Genomic DNA, 23,709 nt, shown 5'->3' on the forward strand with positions numbered 1-23,709 from the left:
AGGGAAGGGAAGAATTTTCTGTTGTCGCAAATGAAAAATCTGTTTTACTGATTTTCACTGCTGTGGCTTTAAGGGGGATATTGTCGATGGTGGGGACCCGCAGAGATATTTTGCTTGGTGGTTTGGCGTTACTTGGCGCCGGTGCAGTCGGGAAACCGGCGCTCGCCGCGGCGTCTTCCTATTTTGGTGGCACGATCGTCGATAATGGCGTGACGTTCCGAGGGACCAACTTCGCCAAGATCGACAAACAGTGGCACCGCCAGGTCGTCAAATACTTCAGCAGCGAGCCGATCGGCACCGTCGTCGTCGATACAAGGCACCATTTTCTTTACGTGATTATGGAGAACAAGACCGCCATCCGCTACGGCGTCGGCGTCGGTCGCGAGGGCTTCAAATGGTTCGGCCGCGCCACGATCGATGCCAAATCGCTTTGGCCGCGCTGGACGCCGCCGCCGGAGATGCGCAAGCGCCATCCAGAACTGCCGGAATTCGTGGCGGGAGGCTCCCCGAAGAACCCGCTTGGCCCGCGCGCCATGTACCTGCATCGCGACGGCGTCGACACCGGCTATCGCTTCCATGGCACGCTTGAGCCCTGGAGCATCGGCAAGGATGCCTCCAGCGGCTGTATCCGCATGTTCAACGAGGACGCCATCGATCTTTACCAGCGCTGCCCCATCGGCACGGCCGTACAGGTTCTCCCGCATATCGCCGACCAGGCTGAAAGCACCACTCAGGTCAGCCAAACAACTCCGGTCGAATAAGGAATATCACCCTGATGTCTATCACGACCGGATACACGAGACGCCTTCTTGCTGCGGCCATGCTCCTGGGGCTTGTGGCCTGCTCCACCACAGAAATCGCCTCCCTGGAAGAACCCACCGCAGCGCCGATGACCGGCCAGACCAACGATCCCGCGCCCGGTTTCGAAAAAGTGGCGGCGGGCAGCGAAGAGGATTTTATCCTCAATGTCGGCCGGCGGATCTACTTCAAGCAGGACTCCGCCGCGCTCGATTCCGTCGCCATGGCAACCCTGGATAATCAGGCCAATTGGCTCAATAGGAACCCGACCTGGCTGCTCAAGCTGCAGGGATTTGCCGACGATTCCGGTTCCGCTTCGAAGATGGAGACGCTGTCGCAGAAGCGCGCCGATGCGGCAATGGCCTATCTCACCTCGAAGGGGGTGGACGCCAAGCGCATGTGGGCCAGGGGCTACGGCAACGATCGCGAAGTTCGCGACTGTACGGATCGCTCCTGCAAGGTGCAAAACAGGCGCGTCGTCACCAATCTCCGCACCCAGCCCGACGCGGTCTGATCGCAGGTCGAACCACGCGACCGTCTCTTCGAAGGCGGACGGCTGAGGGTACCGACAAGGCCCGGGTCGACTATAAAGGGGCTTTGCCGCCACCGTTAGTGAGACGGCGGCAGCACGTAGCTGGATGGGGACGGCAGCTCGACGACGAACTTGATATCCGCGGCATTCGCCGCCACGACCAGCTGATAGTCGCCCGGTTCGGCCCGAAAGGCACCGGCCCCGACGTCGAAATAAGCGAGATCGCGCGGCAGGATCTTCATTGTGACCGTGCCGGTCTCACCGGGCTGCAGCGATAGCTTTGCGAAGGCGCGCAGTTCCTTGTCCGGCCGCTCCACTTTGGTCTTCGGTGAACGCACATAAAGCTGCACCAGTTCCGATCCCGCCCGGTCGCCGATATTGGTCAGATCGACACTGACAGTCACGCCTTCGGCGCCCATTTCGCTGGCCGAAAGCCGCGGCGCACCCCAGTCAAAGCGCGTATAGCCAAGGCCGAAGCCGAAGGGGAAGAGCGGCTCGACGGCGCGTATGTCGTGATGACGGTAGCCGACGAAGACGCCTTCGGCATAGCGTACATGCCCATCCTTGCCGGGATAGACGATGGGATCGCCAGTGATGGCGGAATTGTCGGCCAGCGCCTTCGGGAAGGTCTGCGGCAGGCGCCCGCCGGGCTCGGCATCGCCGAACAGGATATCGGCGACGGCATTGCCCAGTTCCTGCCCCGGATACCAGATCTGCAGCACGGCGCGAACCTTGCCGAGCCAGGGCATTTCCACCGGGCCGCCGGTCTGCAACACGACCACGGTGTTGGCGTTGACAGCCGCAACCCGCTCGATCAGTTCCTCCTGCCGGCCGGGAAGCCGCATGTCGGGCAGGTCCAGACCCTCGGTATCCCATTCGCCATCGCGGCCGACGAAGAGAAGCGCAACATCGGCATTGCGGGCCGTCTCGACGGCTGCCCCGATATCGGCCTCGCCGAGCGGCTTTTCCAGACCGAAACGGACGGCGATGAGGTTGATGCCCTCCCCGCTCGCGGTAGACGGCTCATACTCGACGGTAACCGCATAGTCCCGGCCGGCTTCGAGCGTCAGGGTGCCGCGCTGCTCGTCATTGGCTGTGCCGAAATAGTTCTCGCCGCGCGTCCAGCCATCATGGCCGTCGACCGTCAGCACAGCATCGACGAAGAGCCGCGCCAGGCCGGCATTGGTCATGCCGAAGACATGATCACCGCTCTCCTCGGGCACGAATTGCATCGTCATCCGGGCCGAGAAATCTGCGGGGTCGAGTTCGCCCGACGGCAGCTCGAACCAGAAGAACTCGCCCTTGTCGACGGTCTCGACATGCAGCGGATTGCCCTGACAGCCACGCCCCTTGAAATATTCGACGGTGATCTTTCCCTTGAACACGTCGATCAGACGGTTGTGGCGGCAGCCGACCGCATGGCTGATGCTGTTGGCATTGGAAAGCGCGGCCCGAATGCCTTCGAGCGGGCTAACCGTATAATGCGCCGCCATCTGCGCACTGCCGCCGCCCATGACACGCGCGCTTGCGGCATTGGGGCCAATAACGGCAATCCGGTCGAGCGAGGTCTTGGCAAGCGGCAGGATGCCGTCGTTCTTGAGGAGGACCGCGCCTTCCGCGCCGAGGCGCCGGATCAGTGCCCGGTCTTCAGGCAAATCGATCGCCTGCTCGGTGAGATCGGGCTTCTTCTCGAAGGCGCCGACCCGCTCGAGCAGACGCAACATGCGCCGCGCCGCCGCCCGCACAGTGGCGGCCTCAACCTTGCCCTCGCGCACGGCGGCAACCAGCTTCTCGCCGCGATCGCGCGCCGGACCCGGCATTTCAAGATCGAGACCGGCGTTGATCGTCTCTTCAGTCGAATGCGATCCGAACCAGTCGGACATGACGATCCCGTCAAATCCCCATTCCTCACGCAGCACCTTGGTCAGCAGCCAGTGATGCTCGCTCGTATAGGTGCCGTTGAGGCGGTTATAGGAAGACATGACGGCCATCACGCCGGCGCGGCGGACGGCCTGTTCGAAGGGCGGCAGATAGATTTCGCGCAACGTCCGCTCGTCGATATCGGAGGACATGGTCTGCCGCTCGATCTCGGATTCATTGCCGGCGAAGTGCTTGATCGTCGCCGCGATCCCCTCGCCCTGGACGCCGTCGATATAGGCGACGGCGAGTTCGGCGGTCAGCATCGGATCTTCGGAATAACATTCGAAATTGCGTCCGTTGAGGCTGGAGCGATGGATATTCACCGTGGGCGCCAGCAGTACCGCCGCACCCTTGCTCTTTGCCTGACGCGCCAGCGCCACACCCATCTGCCGGACGAGATCAGGATTCCAGGTGGCGCCGAGGGCGACGCCGACGGGAAAACAGGTCGCCTTGACGCCGGCGACCAGTGAGCCGGCGCCGCGGGCGCCATTCGGCCCGTCTGTCACCTTGATCTTCGGTACACCGAGACGCTCGACAGGAACGGTCGTCCAGAAATCGGCGCCGGATAGCAGAGAGACCTGCTCCTCGAGCGTCATCTGGTCGAGAATGGAATCGATCATGCAAACCTCCCAAGAAAATCCTTAAACCTACCGATTACTCGGTATTTTTAAGATGTCAATCGGGCAAGCCTGATGTATGGATGAAGAGCACCGGAGAAATCAGTTGAGGCGCGCGCCGATCGCCGCTCCAAGAGGCAGGCAAGAGACGATGGCGGAATTATCAGAACAGAAGACCGGACAGGACGAAAAGCGGCAGCGTCGATCCACCAAGGGCGAAGCCCGCCGCGCGGAAATCCTGACGGCGGCGATGCGGCGCTTTGCCGAAGACGGCTACCAGAATGCCGCCATCGCCGACATCGCCCGGGATGTCGGCCTGTCGCTGCCCGGTCTTCTGCACCACTTCCCGACCAAGGTCGATCTCCTGCTCGCCATCCTCGCCAGGCGCGATCTCGAAAGCGCGGATTTCATCGGGCACTACCGCTCCGATCTCAGCGGCCTGCTCAAGGGCATGATTGCAGTCTTCCGCCGCAACGCCGAAATGGTCGAGGTGGTCAGGGCCTTCGCCATCCTGAATGCTGAGAGCCTGATGAAGGATCACCCCGCCAAGCCATGGTTTCTCGCTCGCGCCACCCAGATGCAGAACGATGTCGCCTCGACCTTCGAACGAGCCATCTCAGATGGCACGATCGACGCCAAGATCGATGGCGAGGCGATGGCCGCCGAACTGATCGCCGTGATGGACGGCCTTCAGATGCTCTGGCTGCGCGATCCCACCCGCTTCGACATGGTCGGCGGCCTGGAAGCCTATGTCGGCCGGCTGTTGGCAAGCCTCGGTTTGGAAGACTGATTGGATTTATCTTCCATCAAGCCGGGCCAACCAGTTCACGATGCCGCTTACGGCTTCGCGATACCTCTGCCCGACCAGCAAACCCGTATATCTCGCACCCTGAATATCTATACGTGCCGCCAATGTGCCGCGCTGTCGCCCGGCCTCGTCCTCACCGCCGCATCGGAGCGGCGGTGCGGGCTCTCCCAAGAAAGCAACGTCAGGCCCTTTGCAGTCTCCAGGTCCTGATTTCGAACGGCATGATGTCGGCGGGTCCTTTCCGCTCCATCGGCTCTTCGAGAATGTTCAGCGGCTGCGAGGCCGACCATCCGGAAGGCAGGGCAAGGGAGAGGCGGCCGCGCCGGCCGGCGGGTTCGTAGAGGCGCAGGATCAGGCCATCGCCCTCCTCGGCCGGCTTCAGGCCCGAGAAGGCGACAGGGGTGCCGGCGATGGTGAGTGGCGCGAAATTGCCGGCGGAGAGATCCTTGGCTTCGGTCGCGACGAGCGGCTGGTTGAGATCGATCGCCTCGTCGAGGACGCCGCCTTCATGCCAAGCGCCTTCATGCGGCATCAGCGCATAGGTAAAGCTCTGTTCGCCTTCGTCTGCCAGCGGATCAGGATAGATCGGCCCGCGCACCAGGCTCATGCCGATCACGTTGCCACGGGCGCTGTGGCCGTATTTGGCATTGTTGAGCACTGCGACGCCGAAGCCGGGTTCGCTGATATCGACGAAACGATGGGCGACGGCCTCGAACATTGCCTGCTCCCACGAGGTGTTCGTGTGCGTTGCCCGCTCGACGAAGCCGAAGGCGCATTCGAACGTGGCCTTGCGAGCCCGGACGTCGACCGGGTTCAATGTTCGTAGCAGGGTGCGGCGGTCATGCCAGTCGATCGTCGTTTCGATATCAAGCCGTTTGGCGTTGGCTGTCAGCACATAGGTCTGGGTGACGCTTGAATTGCGGTATCGGTGGATGACGCGGATCGCCGCGCGGTGCGGGCCGCTTTCGACGAGGGCGATGCTCTCCGGCGCCTCAAGGCGGACGGCCTTTTCGGCATAATCCGCATCGATATCCCAGGCGTCCCAATTGCGCGGCTTGTCGGCCGGATAGACCCAGAGCTGGTTGGCCGAGCCGTCGACCGCTTGACGGCCCGTCGCCTTGTGGATGAGGCTCGCAACCGCGCCATCCTTGCCGATGATGACGGCGAGATGGTCGTTTTCGAGGCGGTCGGGACCGGCCTTCAGCCCACCCGCCGGCCGGAGTGCGCGCTTGTCGAAGACCGCGACGGATAAGGGGGCGACGATATCCTCGGCAGAGACGACAGTGCCGTCGGCAAACGTGGCGCTGAGCGCCCGCGGCGCAAGCGACGGATTGACAACGACGAGCGCATCAGCAATCCCGCCCTTCGGCAGATTGGCCGACAGCACTTGCAATGCATTTGCCTGCTCGTTCCTCGCATTGTCGATGACGCCATCGAGCTCCTGCTCCGCATCCTGATAGACTTCATGGATGCTCGAGCCCGGCAGAATGTCGTGGAACTCGTTCTTCAGCACCACGCGCCAATCCGCTTCGAAGCTTTTGGGCCTGTCGGCGCCCAGCAAATGCGCCAGCGACGCCAGAGTTTCAGCGGTGATCAGCGCCCGCTCCGCCTGGCGATGCTTGCGCTTGACGCCGCTTTGGCTCGTCAGCGTGGCGCGGTGCAATTCGAGATATATTTCGCCGTCCCACACCGGAAGGCTCTTTTCCCCCGCGGTGCGGTGCGCCTGCTCATAGAAGCTTTTGACCGTGCCCCAGCGCGCCTGCGGGATGGCCGGGAAATCACGCAACTGCACTTCGCGCTCGACCATTTCAGGCGTCACCCCGCCGCCGCCGTCGCCGTAACCTACAGCCAGAAGCGAGGTCTCATGCTGCGTCTTGCCGCGGAAATTCTTCCATGTCGGTACGTAGCAATCGGCCTGCACGAAGCCGTTATAACCTTGCATCGGATTGTCGAAGGTGTGGGTCAGCACCCGGCTGCCGTCGAGGCCCTTCCACCAGAAGAGATCGGAGGGAATATGATTGGTCTCGCTCCAATTGACCTTGATAGTGAAGAAGCTGTCGATGCCGCCTTGCCTCAGTATCTGCGGCAGAGCGCCGGAGAAACCGAAACAATCCGGCAGCCAGCAGACCGTGTGGCGCGTGCCGAAGGTCTTTTCGAAATAGCGCTGGCCGTAGAGAACCTGGCGGACGAGGCTTTCGCCGGTCGGCATGTTGGTGTCGGGCTCCACCCACATGCCGCCGACGGTTTCCCACTTTCCTTCCGCGACCTTCTGCTTGATGCGTTCCAGAAGCTCCGGGTCTTCCTCTTCCATCTGCGCGTAATAATGGGCGGTCGATTGGTTGAAACGGAAATCGTCGGAACGCTCCATCAGCGACAGCGCCGTATTGAAGGTGCGCCGCATTTTGCGCCGCGTCTCGCGATAGGGCCAAAGCCAGGCGAGATCGATATGCGCATGGCCGGTCAGCAGCAATTCGCCATTCGGGGGAAACCGCTTCTGCAGCGCCTTCAATCTTGCCGTCAAAGCCTCGAAGGCAGAGGCCGCCGAAGCGCTCTGCTCGTCGGTCAGTCCTGCGGGATTTGCCTCAAGCTCCGGCAGTTCCCAGATCTTCTGCTGCATCACGGCGTCCGACGTGCGGGAGACATAAGCCGCCGTATCCGAGGGCCAGTCGAGGTTGCGAAGCGCATGCTCGGCCGCCTCCATCAGATGCGGCACGACGTCATGCTCGCCCAACACGTCGATCGCTTCGGTAACCTGCTTCAACAGAAGATGCAGACGATGCGCCGGACCGTCGAGCCAGATGAACCGGGCCTTGTTCAGCCTCGGCGCCCGGTTCGGCTCCCCGAACGGAAAGCGGGCGACGCTTTCCGTCGCAATCTGGAAGCGGCGCCCCTTGACCGGAAATTCCTGATGGTAGGGATCGAGGCCGAATGTCTCGCTCTGGCCATCGGGATAGCTCAGCGTGATCAGGCTCTCGCCGCCGAGATCGAGCTGCAGGCGGATATCTTGGAGAGGCCAGCCCGCCGGGGCTTCAGCGCTCGCGGCAAAATGTACGACGCCCCGACGATGCGGCCAATCCTGCTGATGGCCGATCGACTCGCCCTCAAATGTCCAACCCTCGATCGCCGCACTTTGTCGATCCCGCCAATGCGCCAGCTCGGCAATGCGGACTTTGAGGCCATTGAGGCGTTGGGTGATAGTCAGAGACATGGCTTATCCTGTTGAAAATCGACGGCGAACGATCCGGAATCATGGCTTAGGGCGATGAAGATGGTGCGACAGAGACCGCGAAAGCTCGGTCCCGCTCCTCCAAGAGTTCCGAGCCCGTTAGATTAAGTAACTTTGATTTCCCGTCAAGCCCGAAGGAAATTCATTCGACGCCATTCTTGTCGATGTCCCAATCTCATTTCCATTTATCCCAGCTTCCTTTCCCAATGTTCGATAAGTCGCTTCCACCCGTTCAAAAAGGAGGCGAACGAACTCTGCTGGCTGCCAAAGCACCGAGAGGGATGATTGCCCGTACGTCTTGAACCGTTAAATTTGGCGACGACCGCGAAACGGGCATGCCGTGCGCGGGTCGTGGACATGGCGCTGAAGCCTGGGGCGTTGACCAGGAGATAGACTCAGTCATAAGCCGTACGGCGGTGTGTACCGGCAACAGAAATGGCTATGTCCGGGTGGCGCCCGTGGTTCCCGCGTCCGCGCCAACAGCTCTAACTCCGTCCCATATATCGCCTCGAACGTCTTGGTGCCCTTATGGACGGCGTGACCATACGGAAGCGGCGATTGGGCGGAATGGTGATTGAAACACAGCGGAATCGCTTGAGAATGGTGGGCCCGTTGCCCCATCCCCTGTCCGTCACGTGGGTGGTGGATTTCAGCCGGGGGCAGCACCGCTCGCCGGTATCGGGAAGCACCACGGTGCAGCCGAGGGCGGCGACGCGGGAAAGGTGCTGGCGATCGGAGGAATTCACCCCTAGATCCTGAAGGTAAACAGCTCATCTCGTCAATCTGGACGAGAACACGCCAACATGCATAATGCATCACGTGGTGGGGATTATTTTAGGCTCAATTCGACTTAGGTGGGGGATGCCTTTGGTGACTTCTCCCTAAAGGTGCCGTCATTGCGCGTTCCATTGCAGTGAACCGCGCCGGGTTTGCCGGAGACCCCAACTCGTGAGAAGTAGGGTCTATGACAAGCAAGACGACGAACAAATTCTCTCCTGAAGTCCGCGCCCGCGCCGTTCGGATGGTGACGGAACATGAAGCCGAGCACTCATCGCGCTGGGCGGCGGTATCATCGATAGCGGCCAAGATCGGCTGCTCGGCGCATACCCTCCATGAATGGGTGAAGAAGGCCGAGGTCGACAGCGGCAAGCGTGCAGGTTTGCCGAGTGACGTGGCGGAGAAGATGAAGGCTCTGGAGCGGGAGAACCGCGAGCTTCGTCAGGCGAATGAGATTTTACGCAAAGCCTCGGCGTATTTTGCCCAGGCGGAGCTCGACCGCCCACTGAAGCGATGATTTCCTTCATCGACGAACACCGCTCGGTGCTCGGGGTCGAGCCGATCTGCAGACTGCTGCCGATTGCCCCGTCCACCTATTATGAGGTTATCGCCAAGCGCACGGACGTGGACCGCCTATCGGCCCGCGAACGGAATGATATTGCCATGAAAGTCGAGATACGCCGGGTGTTCAACGAGAACTTCCAGGTCTATGGCGTGCGGAAAGTCTGGCGACAGTTGCAGCGAGAAGGCTTCGATATCGCTCGCTGCACCGTCGCAAGGCTCATGAGAATGATGGGTCTTCAAGGCATCATTCGCGGCAAGCCAGTCAAAACCACCGTGTCGGACAGGTCTGCCCCATGTCCGCTCGACCGCGTCAATCGCCACTTCAAGGCTCCAGCACCCAACATGCTCTGGCTTTCCGATTTCACCTATGTCGCGACCTGGCAGGGCTTCGTTTACGTGGCCTTCGTCATTGATGCCTTCGCCCGCCGCATCGTCGGTTGGCAGGCAAGCCGGACTGCCCATGCAGGTTTCGTCCTCGACGCTCTGGACCAAGCACTTCATGATCGGCGGCCCATCCATCGCGGCGGGCTCATCCACCACTCCGACAGGGGCGTGCAATACGTGTCAATCAAGTATTCCGAGCGGCTGGCGGAGGCAGGCATCGAGCCGTCGGTCGGCAGCGTTGGCGATTCCTATGACAACGCTCTCGCCGAAACGATCAACGGCCTTTACAAGGCCGAGGTGATCCATCGCCGGGGACCATGGCGCAACTTCGAAGCGGTGGAGTTCGCCACGCTCGAATGGGTCGACTGGTTCAACCACCGCCGCCTTCTGGAGCCCATCGGAAACATGCGCCCAGTCGAGGCCGAGGAACGCTACTACGCCATGCTGGACGAACCAGCCATGGCCGCATAACTTAAACCAAACGGTCTCCGGCAAACCCGGCGCGGTTCAATGCGGCCGGCCCGCAGATCGTCTAGCACTTGGTTCGCATGAGCGAGGGGCGGCGGCGAAGGATCCGGTCGCTCTACAAGGCGAAGCGGACGACCTACCTGTTCGAGTACCATGGCCTTGAAGCTATTCTCCATTGGCAATATCGCCTTCGGAACGCTATCGCCCTCCCAAACGGCGGCGTCCGTCAAACGCAAGGATTGATGCGCGTCAAAGACCGCGCGCGCCGCCTCCGATAGCCTGCTTGGATAGGACCTTAAACCATGGCTTCATCCGAAGGACACGGACATGCGCGATGATGGCATCATCCATAAAAAGGAGACAACAGCCGCGACGCCGACCGCCGGGCTGGCCCCGGTCGAGCGGAACGCCACCGACCTGGTTCTCGAGCGCCGGGACGAGGATCGCTGGGAGGTGACGGTGGCAACGCCGCGAGGCTTGTCGTGGGTGAGAGATCACTTTTGCTGCCCGTTGAGGCAGTCGTTCAACGGAGCCATGTGCCTCGACATCATGAGCGCCGACCGTCTCCTCAAGGAAGCCCACATCGAAGGTCTGACGACCGAGTTTATCGGCCTGTCTGGGAAGGACGTCTACTGACATGTACGCCACCGTCTGCGCCATCGGCCGAGGATCGTGACGCATGCTCCGGTTCATCGAAACCACCCGCATGTAGGTCGCTCCCGACGGGAGCCGTCACCCCGTTCTTGCCGCGGAGGGACCGACGTCTTCGATGGCCGGGCGGGACTGCTGCGGCCGGCGTTGCAGCCAACGCCGAGAACAGACTGACGGAGGCGCCGCGGTCGACCGTAACCGCCGTGGCGCTCGCACATTGACGCCTGAATGAGTCGCCGAGAGCACCTTTCGTACCGTCTGACAGCAAACGGACAGCTGGAGAATTCTATTGCTCGGTTCGTCGCCCGGTTGGGTGTAAGCAAAGGACCGCATGATTATGTTGAAACTGATGACCGCAGTCGCAATCGTCGCTTCAGTACCGGCACTGGCGTTGGCCAGCCCGAGTTGTACAAAAGAGCCGAAGTCCAAGTGGATGTCGGAGAACGCCATGAAGGCGAAGATCGATACGCTCGGCTACAAGGTCAAGACCTTCGAAGTCACGGGAAACTGCTATGAAATCTACGGCAAGGATAAGGAGGGCAAGCGAGCCGAGGTCTACTTCAATCCGGTATCCGGTGACATCGTGCAGAAGGGCGATTGAGCGATGACGGTGATCTCGTCGACGAAGGGGGGCGTATCGCCCTCCGACACCGCACAAAAGAGCGTCAAGGTCTGGGACCCGATCGTCCGTATTTTCCATTGGACCATTGTCACAGCTTGCACACTCAACCTTTTCATCCTGGAGGAAGGGAAATACTGGCATCGCATCACTGGTTACGTGGTGGCGGGAGCGATCATCGTTCGTCTCGTCTGGGGCCTTGTTGGCACGAAGCATGCGCGATTCACCGAGTTCTTTCCGACACCGCGCAAGGTCAAGGATCAAATCAGCGGGATCATTCAGCGCAAAGAGAAGCGATACCTCGGCCACAATCCGCTGGCATCGGTGATGATGCTCTTGCTTATCGCTCTTCTTGGGGCAACTGCCCTGACAGGCTGGATGACGACGTGGGACGCCTTCTGGGGCGAAAAATGGCTTGAACAATTGCACGGCACCATCGCCAACAGCATTATGGTTCTCGTCTTCGTCCACGCTGGCGCTGCTATCGTGGAAAGCTGGAGGCATCGAGAAAATCTCGTCTGGTCGATGGTTACGGGTCGAAAGAAGGCATGAGGATTCTGCTCATCGAGGACAGCGCCCGGCTTCGTGGGCTTCTTTCCGAGGCAATCCGCGATGAGGGTTGGAAGATCGACGCGTTCGAGACCGCACAGGAGGGACGCGTGGCCCTTCGAGAAGGGGAGTACGACCTGCTGCTGCTCGATCTCGGTCTCCCTGATGAAGATGGGATCGACGTTCTGAAGTCGCTCAGGGATGCGGGCACCCAGACGCCAGTGCTTGCCTTAACTGCAAGAGGTGCGATCGACGAACGGATCGCCGGACTTGATGCCGGCGCTGACGACTATCTGGCTAAGCCGTTCCACAACGGCGAACTCACTGCGCGGATACGCGCACTTATCCGCCGGTCGCCCGTCACATCCATGCCAGGATTGCTCGAATTGCTGATGCGCAATGGTGGAAAAGTTGTCGCCAAAGCCAGGATTGAGCATACATTCTCGGAATTTGGCGATGAGAGAAGCAGTAACGCTGTCGAACTGGCCGTATCCCGTCTCAGAAAGAGGCTAGAGAGGCACAATACCCACTTATCAATCGAGACGATCAGGGGCGTGAGCTATCTGATGCGTGAGGTGCGTGATTGAGCCAGTCGCGCGCGACGCTAGGGGGCATTCTCGCTCGCCGGATCGCGTTCTTCGCGCTCTTCGCCATGCTTCTGCAACTTGCCATCGTCTTCTCGGACTACTACTGGAATGTTGGTGAGCTATCTCGATTGTTCGTTGAGCAGGAAACAGAGCGGCTTGCGGCCGGGATCACAGTGGAAGAATCCAGCATTCGCTACCGTCTTCCAGATAGTGTGCAGCAACGTTACCATAAAGGAGACAGCGGTTATGTTGCCCGAATTCGTGCAGCAAACGGTGCGCTGGTGTTCCAATCGTGCGACGCCGCCTGTGAGGATCGCTTCCTCCCAACCGATGTGAACCCTCCGGACTTCTGGCTGCGATCTTTGGTACCTGGAAAGCCTCTGTCGCTGGTCGGCGGGCGGGCGTTCGTAATTGCTAATCAGCGCTTCCTCGTCGACATCGCGACAATCGGTGATCCCTCTGACATTATGTCTGACGTCCTCTGGAACGAGGTGATTGAACACCTGATTGTGCCGATGAGCATTCTCCTCGTGCTCGTACTTGGTGGAACCTTGTTGTCTGTCCGCCAAGCATTGCGGCCGGTCCGAGCTGCCGCAGATGCAGCCGACCGGATTGACCCTATGGATTCACGTTCGCATTTGGACTTCGACCAAATGCCGCGGGAAGTTGCGCATCTTGCAGCCGCAGTCAACCGCGCCTTCGAGCGCGTTGGCGAGTTGATGATGTCGCAGAAGGTCCTGACATCCGGGATCGCCCACGAAATCCGAACACCGCTTGCGGCGCTGAAGTTGGAACTCGGTCATATCGATGATCCCCGTGCCAGGAGGGCAGAAGCCGACCTTGATGACCTGGTGAACTTCGTTGCTCAGCTTACCGCCCTTGCTCGGCTCGACAGCGTTGATCACGGCATGTTCGAGGAGGTCGACCTCGTGGAGCTAACATCATCCGTCGTGGCGCAACTAGCCCCCTGGGTTTACGAAAACAAACATTCGCTGGAGTTCTTCAGTCAGGTCGAAAGCACCATATTCAGGGGTGCGCCTTCTCTTCTAAGAGACGCGGTTCGCAATTTGATCGAGAACGCCGTCAGGCACACCCCTGATCACACCGTGGTGATAGTTTGTGTGGGCAACGGCACCATCGCAGTCGAGGATCGCTCCCCCAAACTCTCGCCGCTTCATAAAAGCGCGTCCAGCCCCCCTGACAGCCTTGGGATCGGGCTGAAGATTGTCGGACGCATAGTAGAAATACATCAAGCGTCGTTCTCGACATCACGATCGAATTCTGGACATATCGTCGAATTGGACTTCCGATAAAGCGGTGCGCTTTGCACGATTTGCACTCAATACCGCGCGTTTCTGCCAGATTATGGGGTGATCTATGGCATTAACTCGTCGATCTTGCTCTGCTTGTGGCTATTGGCGGTAAGCGTCGCGGTCAGGTAGGCCAGCAGATCGACGGCGAGCTTGCAGATCTTGATAAGCGAGGCGATGATCGCCCAGTTCTCAGCCCCTGCGCCATGCCCGACAAAAAGAGCGTCCTTCCGTTTGAGAGCCGTCCCCCGTTCATTCCGCCCAAGTCGGCGATGAAGTGGAAGTTCATTACCCTTGGCATCCGTATTTCGGTCAGAAGGTCTGTGTTCGTCGCGTCGAGCGGTGGGCGACAGGTGAGTTTTTCGGGTCTTAGGTCCGACCGGTGTCGTAATCGCGATGGCCGGATGGATGATTAATCCTATGACCTGTGCCGGCAAGACGATGGGGCCGGCCCGTCGACACTCCCGCTTCGGTTCACGCGTGTGCGAGCAATCGGTTCCAGGTCATCGTTTTGATCGGCAAAGAAGTCGGCGCCAATCTCGTCGCAATTGCCGCCGATTGGGACGTGTTCGGCTCGGTCGTAGACCATGCCGTTTAGCGCGCGCCCTGCTCCATTTTTCGTTCTGCGGACGACCGCTCGAGTCGCGCCAGGACGTCAGTTGGTGTCGGACGCTCTCCTTCCTGATACGCTCGTGACGGCGATGCCGTAAAAGACATGCGGCGACACTTCGAGCACGGGGAGCTCCTGGGGCTTCATGGAGCCGATCTCCCACCAGTCCATGTGCTTCTGCAGAAGCGACCAGGCCCGCATCCTTTCGCTTTGCCACACTCCGCTGTCCGGGAACTCTTCGAACCGGCCTTCGATGATGACGCTCGTCCACCCGTCGCCCGCCGGACGCTGTTCGACATGAAGGCAGACCTTGTCGTTCGCCCGCATCCAATCGAGCTTCCTGCCCGGCATCGTGAAACTGTAGGCGACACCGCCCGAAAAGGCGAAGTAGATCGCCGCGACATAGGGCTGGCCGTCCTTGCAGCACGCGAGATGACCAAAGCGCGCATTTTCAAGGATGCCGTAGCATTCGACCGGATTGATCTCCCTGAGCTTCATCGTCATGGCCATGCTCTCCCCTTATGTTTAAGGCAAGATGATAGGAGTTTCGTCGGAAGCCGCCTTGATCAAGCGCAATGCAAACGTCCTCTCGAGCCTTAACCTCAGGAGGCCCGCATGAAGCCGCAGCTCCTCCATCTTCCATTGTCGACCTGCCCCGACGCCAGCTCGTTCACCATCGTCGACAACGCGATCGATCTCGCCCGTCAGCACGGCGCGGATCTCTTAGCGAGCATCCCGCAGGTACGGGTCCCGCCGATCCATCAGCCGTTCCCGACGACAATCGACGTCGACAGTTGGAGGGCGCAGGCGGAGACCTACAGCCGGGACAGCGGATCGTCGATCCAAAGCTATATAGCCGATGCGGTTTCCAAAACCGGGATCGAGGTCAGGATACGCGGCTTCGAGACCAGGGAGCCGTACGTCTATAATTCTTTCGCCGAGATATCGATGGTTCATGACCTGTCGATCGTGGAGGCCTGCGAGCTGACCCGCCAACTTTCCGCGACACTTCTTTTCGGAAGCGGCCGCCCGCTCCTGTTGTTTCCAACATCCAGCGTCTGCGCTCGCGTGGACACGGTTGCCATCGCCTGGGACGGCAGCGCGGCCGCGGCACGTGCTATCTCCTGTGCTCATCTCTTCATGGAGCGCGCGATGAAATTGCAGGTCATCTCGATTACTGACGACAAGCAGATCGACGAGGCGAACCGCTCGCTTTTGATCGCCTCGCTGAGGCACTCGGGGTTCGAGGTCGAGGATGTGCCGGTTCAAGCTGGGGGAGAGAGTGCGGCTGCAGCCATTCAAACGGCTGCGCTCGAACGCAAGGCGGATATACTGGTCGCGGGAGGATTTGGCCATTCCCGGCTTCGAGAATTCATCCTCGGCGGCGTCACTCGGGAATTGCTGGGCAAGTCCGAGCTACCTGTCCTTCTCGCTCATTAGGATAGGGCTCTAAGCGCGTTCAGGATCACCGCCACGTCGATTGCCTCTTGGAGTAGCGCACCGGCGACCGGTGGCAGGAAGCCCCCGCCCGCGAAACCCATCGCGACGACCGAGAGACCGATACCGGCATAGACGCTCTGGAGCGCGATCGTGCGGGACCGGCGTGCGATGCCGATCGCCGCAACGATCTTGGTGAGGTCGTCCCTGACGAGGACGATGTCCGCCGCCTCCGCGGCCGCCGCAAGGTTCGTGACGCCCACAGCGATCCCGACGTCGGCGGCTGCCAGCGCGGGCGCGTCATTCACACCGTCGCCTACCATCAGCACCCGCCCATTAACGCGCTCCTTTTCGATAACGGCGACCTTGTCCGACGGCGCGAGCCTCGCCTTGACATCGTCCAGTCCCAGGGAGTGAGCTATGGCGGTCGCTATCGACAGCTCGTCTCCGGAAGCGAGAACAAGCCGGGAAATCCCCGATGCGCGGAGTTGTTTGACGAGTTCAACAGCGTCGGCGCGAAGCCGGTCTTCGAGCGCGATTGTCCCGGCCGGTTGCCCATTGAAGACGACTTTTACACGCATCGCGTTGTTCGAACGGTACGGGACCGACGGTTGGGACTCTTCGAGATACGTGTCGCCTCCAACGCTGACGCGCACCCCGTCCACAATCCCCGTGATTCCCGATCCGGCAATCTCGGTCACCTCCGAAGGGCGGCTCAGAGTCAAGCCGCGTCTATGTGCTTCGTCGACAAGCGCGCGTCCGACCACATGGCCCGAAGCTTGGTCCAGAGAGGCGGCCAGCCGCAAAATTCTTTCGGGATGTTCGTGGCCTTCTATCAAGCCGACCTCGGGCTGTCCTGCGGTTAGAGTTCCTGTCTTGTCGAAAACGGCCACGGATGCCTGGGCAAGAGCCTCAAGGGGGCCCGCTCCTTTCACCAGAACACCCTCCCTGGCGGCTTTCGAAGTCCCTGCGGCAAGGGCAACGGGAACGGCCAATATCAACGGACAAGGCGTCGCGACGACAAGGACGGCCACGATCCGCGACAGATCCCCGGAAAGCGCTGCCGACACGCCGGCGACGAAGATCGTGATAAACAGGAACCATACCGAGAACCGGTCGGCAAGTCGCATCAGCTTCGCCTTGGATCGCTTCGACGCTTCCACCAACCTGACTATTCCGGCGTAGGCGCTATCTTCTGCGCGGCTTAGAACGCGGATCTCGATTGCGTCGCCAACGTTGGTCGCGCCGCTCGATATATGGGCACCCCTGGCAACGCAGACCGGAAATGGCTCTCCGGTCAACACCGCCTGGTCGATCGTCGCGATCTCGCCGAGCAGGACTCCATCGGCTGGGACAACGTCTCCCTTTCGTATCAGCAGGGCGTCCCCGATGACGATCGTCTCGATCGGGATTTCGTCGACGCCGCGGTCGCCCAGTCGGAGCGCCGTGCGTGGGACTTGTGCCAGCAGCGCCGACATTCCTTCGTCGGCGCAACGATGCGCGTAGGCTTCCAAGTACTGGCCGCCGGAGTACATGAGACCGACAATCGCGCCGGTTTCTATCGACGTTCTGACGACACCCCAGATTTTTCGCCCAGTAATCCGCTTGAATTGGTCGTGGTGCTCCGCTTTGCGCTCCTTCTCGCCGTTGTGACAGTGGTGACGCGGGTAGCACTGACGGTTTTCGGAACACACTCACTGTTCGCGGTAGCGTTCATCACGGGCCTAGGGGATCTCGACGCGATAACGCTCTCCGTGGCGAAACTTTCCTCGCTCCGTGTGCCCGCAGATGCTGCCGCTCAGGCCATAGCGGCCGCGGCCTCCGCAAATCTTTTCGCCAAGTTCGCTCTAGCGGCAAGCACTGGCAGTATCGGTTTTGCCGGTCGACTGGCAGTCGCAACCGTTGGCGCGATGGTTGCCGGCGTTGCGGGCCTACTCTTGACATGAGCAAAGACAAACCCGGCAGCGGCTAAAATAAAGCCTCGCCACTTGCAAGACAGTGTTCCGTCTTCTCGATGGGAATCGCGGTCCTTGCAGCGGTTCCTTCAACCGCGCATGCAGTGGCCGCGAAGGCACCAGGCGAACCCGGAAGCTCGGATAGCACCCTGGCCGCCTGGCGGTACCAAACCCTTGAGCAGATGACGGCGGCTCGTGAGTTCGATATTGGAGGAACAATATTCTAATCAATTTTGGCAACCAGCGTCTTTGGCTAGCCAACGGACGGGGTGGCCTTCGAGCAGGTGTTCCTCAACCAGCAGCGGCGTGGCGATACAGCCGAGAAAGACGCCGGTTCTGTCCTCGCGGCTCTGCGGTCCGATCCTTCCGGCCGGCCTATGGTGCCGGCGCAGGGCGAGATGCACCTCGGACTTCACGTGCGGTTGCCGCCTTCGTGCGCTGAGAAATCCGAGCCGGTCCGGTCGAGCGAGCGTGGCGCCTATCTGGAGCGATGGAACGTCGGCAAACCGCTGGCGCCAGTTCAAGCTCTCCAACGATCGGCAATTCGTCGAAAAGCTGCGAGACGTCGTCGGCCTCTATATCGACCCACCGGCCCACGCCATCGTGCTGTCTGTCGATGAGAAGACCAGATCCAGGCGCTCGATCGAGTGGGGCATAGCCTTGTTTGGACGAGCTAGGGCGATTGCCGCGTTCGCTTATCCCTACGCGGCCAGCATTTCCCTTATTGTTGAGATGACGACGCCGGGGCCGTTGTATTGAGCGATGAGCCCACATACCGGGACACGCGCATATAAGTTCAGCAACGGGGACACGGCTTCCCAGACATGTCCGCCGACATTCTCGAAATAGACATCCACCCCGTCCGGGCAAGCGCTCGAAAGCTCCGAAGCGAACGCTTGGGAACGATGGTCCACTACCGCGTCGAACCCCAGCTCGTCCCTGACGTAGTCGCACTTCTCCTTGCCGCCGGCCACGCCCACGGCGCGGGCTCCTGCGAGTTTCGCGATCTGACCCACAAGCGATCCGACGGGGCCGGATGCAGCGGCGACCACGACAGTCTCCTTCGGTTTCGGCTGGCCTATGACCTTCATGCCCCCATACGCAGTGAAGCCAGGCATGCCGAGAACGCCGAGCGCGGTCGACACAGGCGCACCATGCGTCTCGACATGCTTGACCTTCGTGGCATCGACGACTGCATGAGTGCACCATCCGGTCATCGCCCGGACGACTTCGCCGGCCTTGAAAGAATGGCTGCGCGATTGAATGACTTCGCAGACGGTCTCGCCCTCCATGACATCACCTACTTCCACTGGCTTGGCCGGCGATGCGCCGGCGCGAGCGGGTGATGGTCAGCTTGGGTGGGTGTGCGGATATCGCGAGTGGCGTCGTCGGGGACGAGGTCCTCGAGATGCACAAGCTCGCCGTCGATCCACAACGAGGCACAGGCATCGGCAAACTGGGATCGTTTGAGGAAGCCGGCGCCAACCGGCGAGCGGGCAATGCGCGCATCGAGACGCGCCAATGCGATGCCGGCGCGGAAGGCCGGCTCCATCCGGGTACGTGGGGCAAAATCGGTGGCAGCATTTCGGCGACCGCCCATAGAAAGTGTGCATAACCCGGCGCGTAGAACCCTGTTGGTCGGCGCAGGGATTCCTAAGACCGGGCAAATCATGATTCGGTCCGGGGATGGCAAAGAAACGGCTCCCCTCCCCCGAGCATGCCGACACGCTTTCACTGAATGCGTTGCGCAGTCTGGTGACGGGAAATAACGGCGCTGTGGCCGAAAAGTCGGCGCGACAATCCGAACGTAAGGGCATTCGATGCGTTTCTCGTCTAGCTTTCCCCGGATCCCGCGCCGTGGGATTGCATTCGCCCTCGCGTGAACCATTGGCTGCTGTCATAGGCGTGACGGTCAGGACAATGCCGATCGCAGCTAGATCGGCGCGATCGAGCTTTTTCTGTTCAGATCAAACGCCTTGATGGGAAATGAACTGCTGACATATCAGTTGAATTCAAACATATACTTTTTGAATGGGGCGTAACGCAAGGTGGATCGGGCAACACTGCTTTTTGCCTCGTTTAAGCAATATGGAGGTAGTCATCGTGCGTCGAACGATCATAGCCGTTTACCTCGCCGGTGCGGGAACGTTTCTGCCCAGTTGCACAAGCTTTCCCGCGGCCAACAAAGATGCTCCTCGTCGAGAGCAGGCAACAATAGCGAAGGCGAATCTTGCTCGAGATGTAAAAGCTTGCAGCAGCACACCGAATTTCGAAGGAATGCTTCGTACGAAATGTTACTGAGGAACTTGAGTCGCACCCGAGATTCAAAGCAAGCGCGTTCCATATACGCTCGCCTGCGCGCCGGAGGTAATCGCGAAACACAGCGATCCTCGGCACATCTTTTTTTCAACAAATTGATTACGCGACTTTTAATCGAAACGACACACTGAAGATATGTGTCCAGTCCACGATCACCGCCGACAGGGGGAGGACACGTTGGCAGCTGCTCATTGAGGATGAGTTGGCTTGTCGCGGCCAGGTCCGTTTACGCCGCCGTTTACCGGAACATTCAACCTCCAACGAAAGAGGTTCTTGGTGGGCGAGTTAATGTCGGCGCGTTGAGGCTGTTCGGGATGCGAGGAACGATCCTGCCAGCTTAGGCAGGCGCCCCGCCGATTGGATGAAAACATGATCGCGCCTGGCGAGCGCGATTCTGCCTTATGGACTAACGGGGAAGCGGACCTAAACCGGTACCTCGTCGAGGATGCATCCTGTGCCGCGGTTTGGATGGCTGCAAACACAGAAAAGTCTTAGGATCGATCAGATCCGCGCACCCCCCGTCGCATCGATCATCTGGCCCGTCGTCCAGCGCGCATGGTTCGATGCGAGGAAAGCGATAACGTCAGCGACGTCCTCCGCCCGGCCGACACGTGAGAAGACCGAGAGCGCTTCGGCGCCGGCGCGCGCGTCCGGCGATGCCAGCCACTCGGCATTCATATCCGTCTCCGTCACACCCGGAAGCACCGCATTGACCGTAATCCCCCGAGTTGCAAATTCAGGTGCCAGTGCCAGTGTCAATGTCTCCAGCGCCCCCTTGGAGGCCGCATAGGCAGGATGTGTCGGCGCAGCGATCCGCGTAAACCCAGTGGAGATATTAATGATGCGGCCGTTGTCGCGGATGTGGTCCGCCACTGCCTGGATCAGGAAGAACGGCGCCTTATAGTTAATCGTCATCACCTCGTCGAAAGCTGCTTCGCTCGTCTGCTCCAACGGTAACGCCGGCGCGATACCCGCATTGTTCACCAGAATGTCCAGAGCGGATGAGCCCGTCTCTATACGCGCGGCTTCGCTGAACTGGGCCCAGAGGTTATCGGCCGCGTCCTTGCCGTGTCTGAGATCGGCTTTCACAGCGACAGCCTTGACGCCAAGCGCCCCAATGTCGCGTACCGTGGCATTAGCGGCATCCGCGTTGGCGGTGTAGTGCACACCAATCAACGCGGCACCCTCCCTCGCAAACGCAAGGGCGGCCGCCCGGCCGATACCGCGCGAGCTTCCGGTAATGAGGGCTATCTTGTTTGCTAGTCTTTGGGACATGGACCACTCCGTTGCTAAATTAAATAGTGACCCCTATAATAATAGCAGAAAACCCTCTGTCAACGCATTTAATAGGGACCACTATTTTAATGGAAAAGCCCGTCCGCAAACGAGGCAGACCGCCCGCGCTCGATCGCGACGTTGGGCTCGACATCGCGGCACGGCTGTTCTGGGAACGCGGCTACGAAGGAACCTCGACCGCAGATCTCACGAAGGCCATGGGGATCAATCCGCCGACTCTTTATTCGATGTTCGGATCAAAGGAGGAATTGTACCGTCAGGCGCTCGACTTCAGCATTGCCCGTGAAACCAGCCGACGGTCGGAAATCCTCCAATCTAATCTTCCAGTTTATGAAGCCCTGAGCCGTTACCTTTACGATATCGCTGACGGTGACACCCAACCGGACAAGCCGCGAGGTTGCATGGTATCGACAGCCGTGCTGCAGCATGCGGAAGAAAATGCATCCGTCGCGCGGATGACGGCAGCATTGCGCGAGGCGTCGATCAAAACCGTGAAAGCCCGCTTTGACCGCGCCGTTGAGGAAAGCGAATTGCCGGCGCAAACCGATACCGATACGCTCGCGCGCTTCTACGGTGCAATTATCCAGGGCATGGCCGCACAGGCCTGCGATGGCGCCTGCAATGCGCTGCTGAAGCGGCTGATTGATGTCGCACTCACGGCTTGGCCTGGGAAGCGTAGTACCTAACCAGAGTTCGGCCGAAGACACGTGAACCGTTACGGGCTTATCGCAAGCGTCGCAGAACTTTATCGGTGGTTCGCCCAAGGCGCCTTGAATGGACATGAACCCGCGACCCCGCCGTTCAGCCGCTGTATTCCAATTTGACAATCCAGCGCATGGCTCGGCAGATAGCGCTGCCAATATCTTGTTGCTGCGCCGCAGCATTGGTGATTTGATAGTTCTGTCGCTAAACTCTTTGCTGGGTAAATCAAGTTGTTGAACGGCCATGCTCAAAAACACGTGATCCTAATTGTAGAAGAGAACCGGGGCATCCGCGCGGAAGCGGTAGTTGCGTGTAAAGGGTCCGGCTATGAGACAGCCGAGGCATCCAATGGCGCAGATGCGCTGGAGATCTTGGAAATGCGGGACGACATCAGTCTCGTGTTCACATCCGTTAATATGAAAGGCCCAATAGATGGTGTCCAACTCGCGGTGCGCGTTCATGCAAGATGGCCAAAGCTAGCGATTGTTATGACGTCCGGGGTCGTAAATCTGCGACAGTCGTTGCTACCGCACCGCTTTAGATTTGTCAGGAAGCCGTACGCTACCAAGCCCCTAATGACATGCTTCAAGCTCCTTATTGAATCCGAACATCGAGAAGAAGTCTCGTCGCCACAACGGAGTCCGCAAAGCGCGTACACTTTACGAGCGCCGTTTCCCTGGCCTATGTCTGAGATAGTCTGACGGCCGGGAAATCATCATGAAACTTCAGATCAAGCATCGAACGACCTATCGTTACTTGCGGCCCGTCGGGCTGCTTGCGCACCGCCTGATCCTGTCGCCCAGGACCGACCAACAGCTTCGGACCTTGTCTTTCAGCATTGACTGTTCTGCGAACGGGTCGATCGACTGGTCGAAGGACGTTTTCGGCAACACGGTCGCGACGGTGACGTTTTCTGAACGGACCTGCGAACTGACGATCTCCAGTGCTGCCGTTGTCGAGCAGACCGCCGACCCGTGGCCGGTCTTCAATATAGACATCTCGGCGCATGCCTATCCCTTCACCTACTCGACCGAAGACGAGACCGACCTCGGGGCGTTTGCTGCCGCGACCTCTCCTGGTAGTCGTGTGGCGGATTGGGCCCGAGCGTTCGCGGGCAGCCGCCCGACCGACACGCTTTCGCTCCTGAAAGACATCAATGCCGGCATTCTGACAGATGTCAGCTATCGCATCCGAGACGAGGAAGGCACACAGTCGCCGCAACAAACACTGGAGCAGGCCAGTGGCTCATGCAGGGACGTCGCAGCGCTTTTCATTGAAGCTGTTCGTTGCTTAGGGTTCGGTGCGCGTGCTGTCTCCGGTTACATCTACGACCCGCGGGCATCTGTCGACGACGGCGGATCGACACATGCCTGGGCGGAAGTCTATCTTCCGGGAGCCGGTTGGATTGCGTTTGATCCCACCCATCGACGAGTGGGAGAAGCATGTCTTATTCCCGTAGCGTTTGCCCGCAACAATGGACAGATCATGCCTGTTACCGGCGGATATACGGGAATGCCGGACGATTTCCTGGATTTGGACGTGTCGGTCAAGGTGGTCGAGACACGAGAATAGCGGCAGAT

18 protein-coding genes, 7 pseudogenes and 1 other annotated feature are annotated in these 23,709 nt (G+C 60.0%); of the genes and pseudogenes, 15 read left to right on the forward strand and 10 right to left on the reverse strand.

Features of this window, described 5'->3' with window-relative positions; genetic code table 11:
- The first annotated feature begins 86 nt into the window (after window positions 1–86).
- Together HJB82_RS24730 and HJB82_RS24735 are read left to right on the forward strand one after the other, a co-directional pair.
- Window positions 87–761, forward strand: coding sequence for a L,D-transpeptidase (locus HJB82_RS24730; protein WP_207585187.1), 675 nt, complete (start codon window positions 87–89; stop codon window positions 759–761).
- Between the two features lie 14 nt (window positions 762–775).
- The gene (locus tag HJB82_RS24735) at window positions 776–1,312 is read left to right on the forward strand and encodes an OmpA family protein (RefSeq protein ID WP_207584511.1); all 537 of its coding nucleotides are present in this window, start codon (window positions 776–778) and stop codon (window positions 1,310–1,312) included.
- Window positions 1,313–1,407: 95 nt separating this feature from the next.
- Here HJB82_RS24735 and HJB82_RS24740 read toward each other — a convergent pair whose 3' ends face one another.
- Window positions 1,408–3,870, reverse strand: a complete 2,463-nt coding sequence (locus HJB82_RS24740; protein ID WP_221141797.1) for a beta-glucosidase — start codon at window positions 3,868–3,870, stop codon at window positions 1,408–1,410.
- 148 nt (window positions 3,871–4,018) lie between these two features.
- Between HJB82_RS24740 and HJB82_RS24745 the strand changes: the two genes are divergently transcribed.
- Window positions 4,019–4,657: a TetR/AcrR family transcriptional regulator gene (locus HJB82_RS24745; RefSeq protein WP_207584509.1), complete on the forward strand. Its 639-nt coding sequence runs from the start codon at window positions 4,019–4,021 to the stop codon at window positions 4,655–4,657.
- 6 nt (window positions 4,658–4,663) lie between these two features.
- Here HJB82_RS24745 and HJB82_RS32070 read toward each other — a convergent pair.
- The 3 genes and pseudogenes from HJB82_RS32070 to HJB82_RS32075 form a co-directional block, all read right to left on the reverse strand.
- Window positions 4,664–4,805, reverse strand: a pseudogene (locus HJB82_RS32070) (hydrolase); the annotation flags it as partial.
- Between the two features lie 51 nt (window positions 4,806–4,856).
- Complete coding sequence (locus tag HJB82_RS24750) at window positions 4,857–7,883, reverse strand: glycoside hydrolase family 38 C-terminal domain-containing protein (protein WP_221133018.1); 3,027 nt, start codon at window positions 7,881–7,883, stop codon at window positions 4,857–4,859.
- Window positions 7,884–8,300: 417 nt separating this feature from the next.
- A complete protein-coding gene (locus HJB82_RS32075) occupies window positions 8,301–8,717 on the reverse strand; it encodes a Ref family recombination enhancement nuclease (protein ID WP_409201854.1) in 417 nt (138 codons plus the stop codon).
- Between the two features lie 148 nt (window positions 8,718–8,865).
- On the opposite strand from HJB82_RS32075, the gene HJB82_RS24760 reads away from it, so the two are divergent.
- The 6 genes from HJB82_RS24760 to HJB82_RS24785 all read left to right on the forward strand — a co-directional run bounded on the left by HJB82_RS24760 (window position 8,866) and on the right by HJB82_RS24785 (window position 13,813).
- A protein-coding gene (locus HJB82_RS24760; protein WP_259674002.1) for an IS3 family transposase occupies window positions 8,866–10,097 on the forward strand; the annotation gives its coding sequence in 2 pieces (ribosomal slippage) (window positions 8,866–9,157 and window positions 9,157–10,097; 1,233 coding nt in all).
- Window positions 9,150–9,266, forward strand: a sequence feature (AL1L pseudoknot). Its footprint overlaps the gene before it by 117 nt.
- A 324-nt stretch (window positions 10,098–10,421) precedes the next feature.
- On the forward strand, window positions 10,422–10,730 hold the full coding sequence (locus HJB82_RS24765; protein WP_221133017.1) for a hypothetical protein: 309 nt from the start codon (window positions 10,422–10,424) through the stop codon (window positions 10,728–10,730).
- 349 nt (window positions 10,731–11,079) lie between these two features.
- Window positions 11,080–11,346, forward strand: coding sequence for a PepSY domain-containing protein (locus HJB82_RS24770; RefSeq protein ID WP_207585185.1), 267 nt, complete (start codon window positions 11,080–11,082; stop codon window positions 11,344–11,346).
- A gap of 3 nt (window positions 11,347–11,349) precedes the next feature.
- Window positions 11,350–11,916 carry a cytochrome b/b6 domain-containing protein gene (locus tag HJB82_RS24775; protein ID WP_221117178.1) on the forward strand — a complete coding sequence of 189 codons (567 nt, stop codon included), beginning with the start codon at window positions 11,350–11,352 and terminating at the stop codon, window positions 11,914–11,916.
- Window positions 11,913–12,500, forward strand: a complete 588-nt coding sequence (locus HJB82_RS24780; protein ID WP_221117177.1) for a response regulator transcription factor — start codon at window positions 11,913–11,915, stop codon at window positions 12,498–12,500. Before HJB82_RS24775 ends, HJB82_RS24780 begins: the two co-directional genes overlap by 4 nt.
- A complete protein-coding gene (locus tag HJB82_RS24785; RefSeq protein ID WP_221141801.1) occupies window positions 12,497–13,813 on the forward strand; it encodes an ATP-binding protein in 1,317 nt (438 codons plus the stop codon). The genes HJB82_RS24780 and HJB82_RS24785 overlap by 4 nt, the downstream gene beginning before the upstream one ends.
- 62 nt (window positions 13,814–13,875) lie before the next feature.
- Here the strand turns inward: HJB82_RS24785 and HJB82_RS24790 are convergent.
- Together HJB82_RS24790 and HJB82_RS24795 are read right to left on the reverse strand one after the other, a co-directional pair.
- Window positions 13,876–14,070: pseudogene (locus tag HJB82_RS24790) on the reverse strand (IS66 family transposase); the annotation flags it as partial.
- Between the two features lie 395 nt (window positions 14,071–14,465).
- Complete coding sequence (locus HJB82_RS24795; RefSeq protein WP_221117176.1) at window positions 14,466–14,924, reverse strand: pyridoxamine 5'-phosphate oxidase family protein; 459 nt, start codon at window positions 14,922–14,924, stop codon at window positions 14,466–14,468.
- A gap of 111 nt (window positions 14,925–15,035) precedes the next feature.
- Between HJB82_RS24795 and HJB82_RS24800 the strand changes: the two genes are divergently transcribed.
- Window positions 15,036–15,860, forward strand: coding sequence for a universal stress protein (locus HJB82_RS24800; RefSeq protein WP_221141803.1), 825 nt, complete (start codon window positions 15,036–15,038; stop codon window positions 15,858–15,860).
- Here the strand turns inward: HJB82_RS24800 and HJB82_RS24805 are convergent.
- A pseudogene (locus HJB82_RS24805) lies at window positions 15,857–17,410 on the reverse strand (heavy metal translocating P-type ATPase); the annotation flags it as partial. The gene HJB82_RS24800 and the pseudogene HJB82_RS24805 overlap by 4 nt on opposite strands.
- On the opposite strand from HJB82_RS24805, the pseudogene HJB82_RS24810 reads away from it, so the two are divergent.
- Together HJB82_RS24810 and HJB82_RS24815 are read left to right on the forward strand one after the other, a co-directional pair.
- A pseudogene (locus HJB82_RS24810) lies at window positions 17,408–17,803 on the forward strand (DUF4010 domain-containing protein); the annotation flags it as partial. The pseudogenes HJB82_RS24805 and HJB82_RS24810 overlap by 3 nt on opposite strands.
- A 510-nt stretch (window positions 17,804–18,313) precedes the next feature.
- A pseudogene (locus tag HJB82_RS24815) lies at window positions 18,314–18,459 on the forward strand (IS630 family transposase); the annotation flags it as partial.
- 96 nt (window positions 18,460–18,555) lie between these two features.
- Here HJB82_RS24815 and HJB82_RS24820 read toward each other — a convergent pair.
- The 3 genes and pseudogenes from HJB82_RS24820 to HJB82_RS24830 form a co-directional block, all read right to left on the reverse strand.
- Window positions 18,556–19,137: pseudogene (locus HJB82_RS24820) on the reverse strand (zinc-binding dehydrogenase); the annotation flags it as partial.
- Window positions 19,124–19,412, reverse strand: a pseudogene (locus tag HJB82_RS24825) (hypothetical protein); the annotation flags it as partial. The pseudogenes HJB82_RS24820 and HJB82_RS24825, both read right to left, overlap by 14 nt.
- A 1,220-nt stretch (window positions 19,413–20,632) precedes the next feature.
- A complete protein-coding gene (locus HJB82_RS24830; protein WP_207584495.1) occupies window positions 20,633–21,406 on the reverse strand; it encodes an SDR family oxidoreductase in 774 nt (257 codons plus the stop codon).
- Between the two features lie 89 nt (window positions 21,407–21,495).
- Here HJB82_RS24830 and HJB82_RS24835 point away from each other — a divergent pair, with 89 nt between their 5' ends.
- The 3 genes from HJB82_RS24835 (at window position 21,496) to HJB82_RS24845 (ending at window position 23,701) form a co-directional block, all read left to right on the forward strand.
- Window positions 21,496–22,113 (forward strand): TetR/AcrR family transcriptional regulator, encoded by a 618-nt coding sequence (locus tag HJB82_RS24835; RefSeq protein ID WP_221141807.1) that lies wholly within the window; start codon window positions 21,496–21,498, stop codon window positions 22,111–22,113.
- A 273-nt stretch (window positions 22,114–22,386) separates the two neighbouring features.
- Complete coding sequence (locus HJB82_RS24840) at window positions 22,387–22,830, forward strand: response regulator (protein ID WP_311044413.1); 444 nt, start codon at window positions 22,387–22,389, stop codon at window positions 22,828–22,830.
- A 16-nt stretch (window positions 22,831–22,846) separates the two neighbouring features.
- Complete coding sequence (locus HJB82_RS24845) at window positions 22,847–23,701, forward strand: transglutaminase family protein (RefSeq protein WP_221133013.1); 855 nt, start codon at window positions 22,847–22,849, stop codon at window positions 23,699–23,701.
- The last annotated feature ends 8 nt before the right edge of the window (window positions 23,702–23,709 follow it).

This window comes from Rhizobium sp. NZLR10 (assembly GCF_019685125.1).
GTDB lineage: Bacteria > Pseudomonadota > Alphaproteobacteria > Rhizobiales > Rhizobiaceae > Rhizobium.

What these genes read in the sequence shown, in the direction of transcription:
- HJB82_RS24730 (WP_207585187.1), top strand. Translation starts at nt 87, where the DNA reads ATGGTGGGGACCCGCAGAGATATTTTGCTTGGTGGTTTGGCGTTACTT.
- HJB82_RS24735 (WP_207584511.1), top strand. Translation starts at nt 776, where the DNA reads ATGTCTATCACGACCGGATACACGAGACGCCTTCTTGCTGCGGCCATG.
- HJB82_RS24740 (WP_221141797.1), bottom strand. Translation starts at nt 3,870, where the DNA reads ATGATCGATTCCATTCTCGACCAGATGACGCTCGAGGAGCAGGTCTCT.
- HJB82_RS24745 (WP_207584509.1), top strand. Translation starts at nt 4,019, where the DNA reads ATGGCGGAATTATCAGAACAGAAGACCGGACAGGACGAAAAGCGGCAG.
- HJB82_RS24750 (WP_221133018.1), bottom strand. Translation starts at nt 7,883, where the DNA reads ATGTCTCTGACTATCACCCAACGCCTCAATGGCCTCAAAGTCCGCATT.
- HJB82_RS32075 (WP_409201854.1), bottom strand. Translation starts at nt 8,717, where the DNA reads ATGCATTATGCATGTTGGCGTGTTCTCGTCCAGATTGACGAGATGAGC.
- HJB82_RS24765 (WP_221133017.1), top strand. Translation starts at nt 10,422, where the DNA reads ATGCGCGATGATGGCATCATCCATAAAAAGGAGACAACAGCCGCGACG.
- HJB82_RS24775 (WP_221117178.1), top strand. Translation starts at nt 11,350, where the DNA reads ATGACGGTGATCTCGTCGACGAAGGGGGGCGTATCGCCCTCCGACACC.
- HJB82_RS24780 (WP_221117177.1), top strand. Translation starts at nt 11,913, where the DNA reads ATGAGGATTCTGCTCATCGAGGACAGCGCCCGGCTTCGTGGGCTTCTT.
- HJB82_RS24795 (WP_221117176.1), bottom strand. Translation starts at nt 14,924, where the DNA reads ATGACGATGAAGCTCAGGGAGATCAATCCGGTCGAATGCTACGGCATC.
- HJB82_RS24800 (WP_221141803.1), top strand. Translation starts at nt 15,036, where the DNA reads ATGAAGCCGCAGCTCCTCCATCTTCCATTGTCGACCTGCCCCGACGCC.
- HJB82_RS24830 (WP_207584495.1), bottom strand. Translation starts at nt 21,406, where the DNA reads ATGTCCCAAAGACTAGCAAACAAGATAGCCCTCATTACCGGAAGCTCG.
- HJB82_RS24835 (WP_221141807.1), top strand. Translation starts at nt 21,496, where the DNA reads ATGGAAAAGCCCGTCCGCAAACGAGGCAGACCGCCCGCGCTCGATCGC.
- HJB82_RS24845 (WP_221133013.1), top strand. Translation starts at nt 22,847, where the DNA reads ATGAAACTTCAGATCAAGCATCGAACGACCTATCGTTACTTGCGGCCC.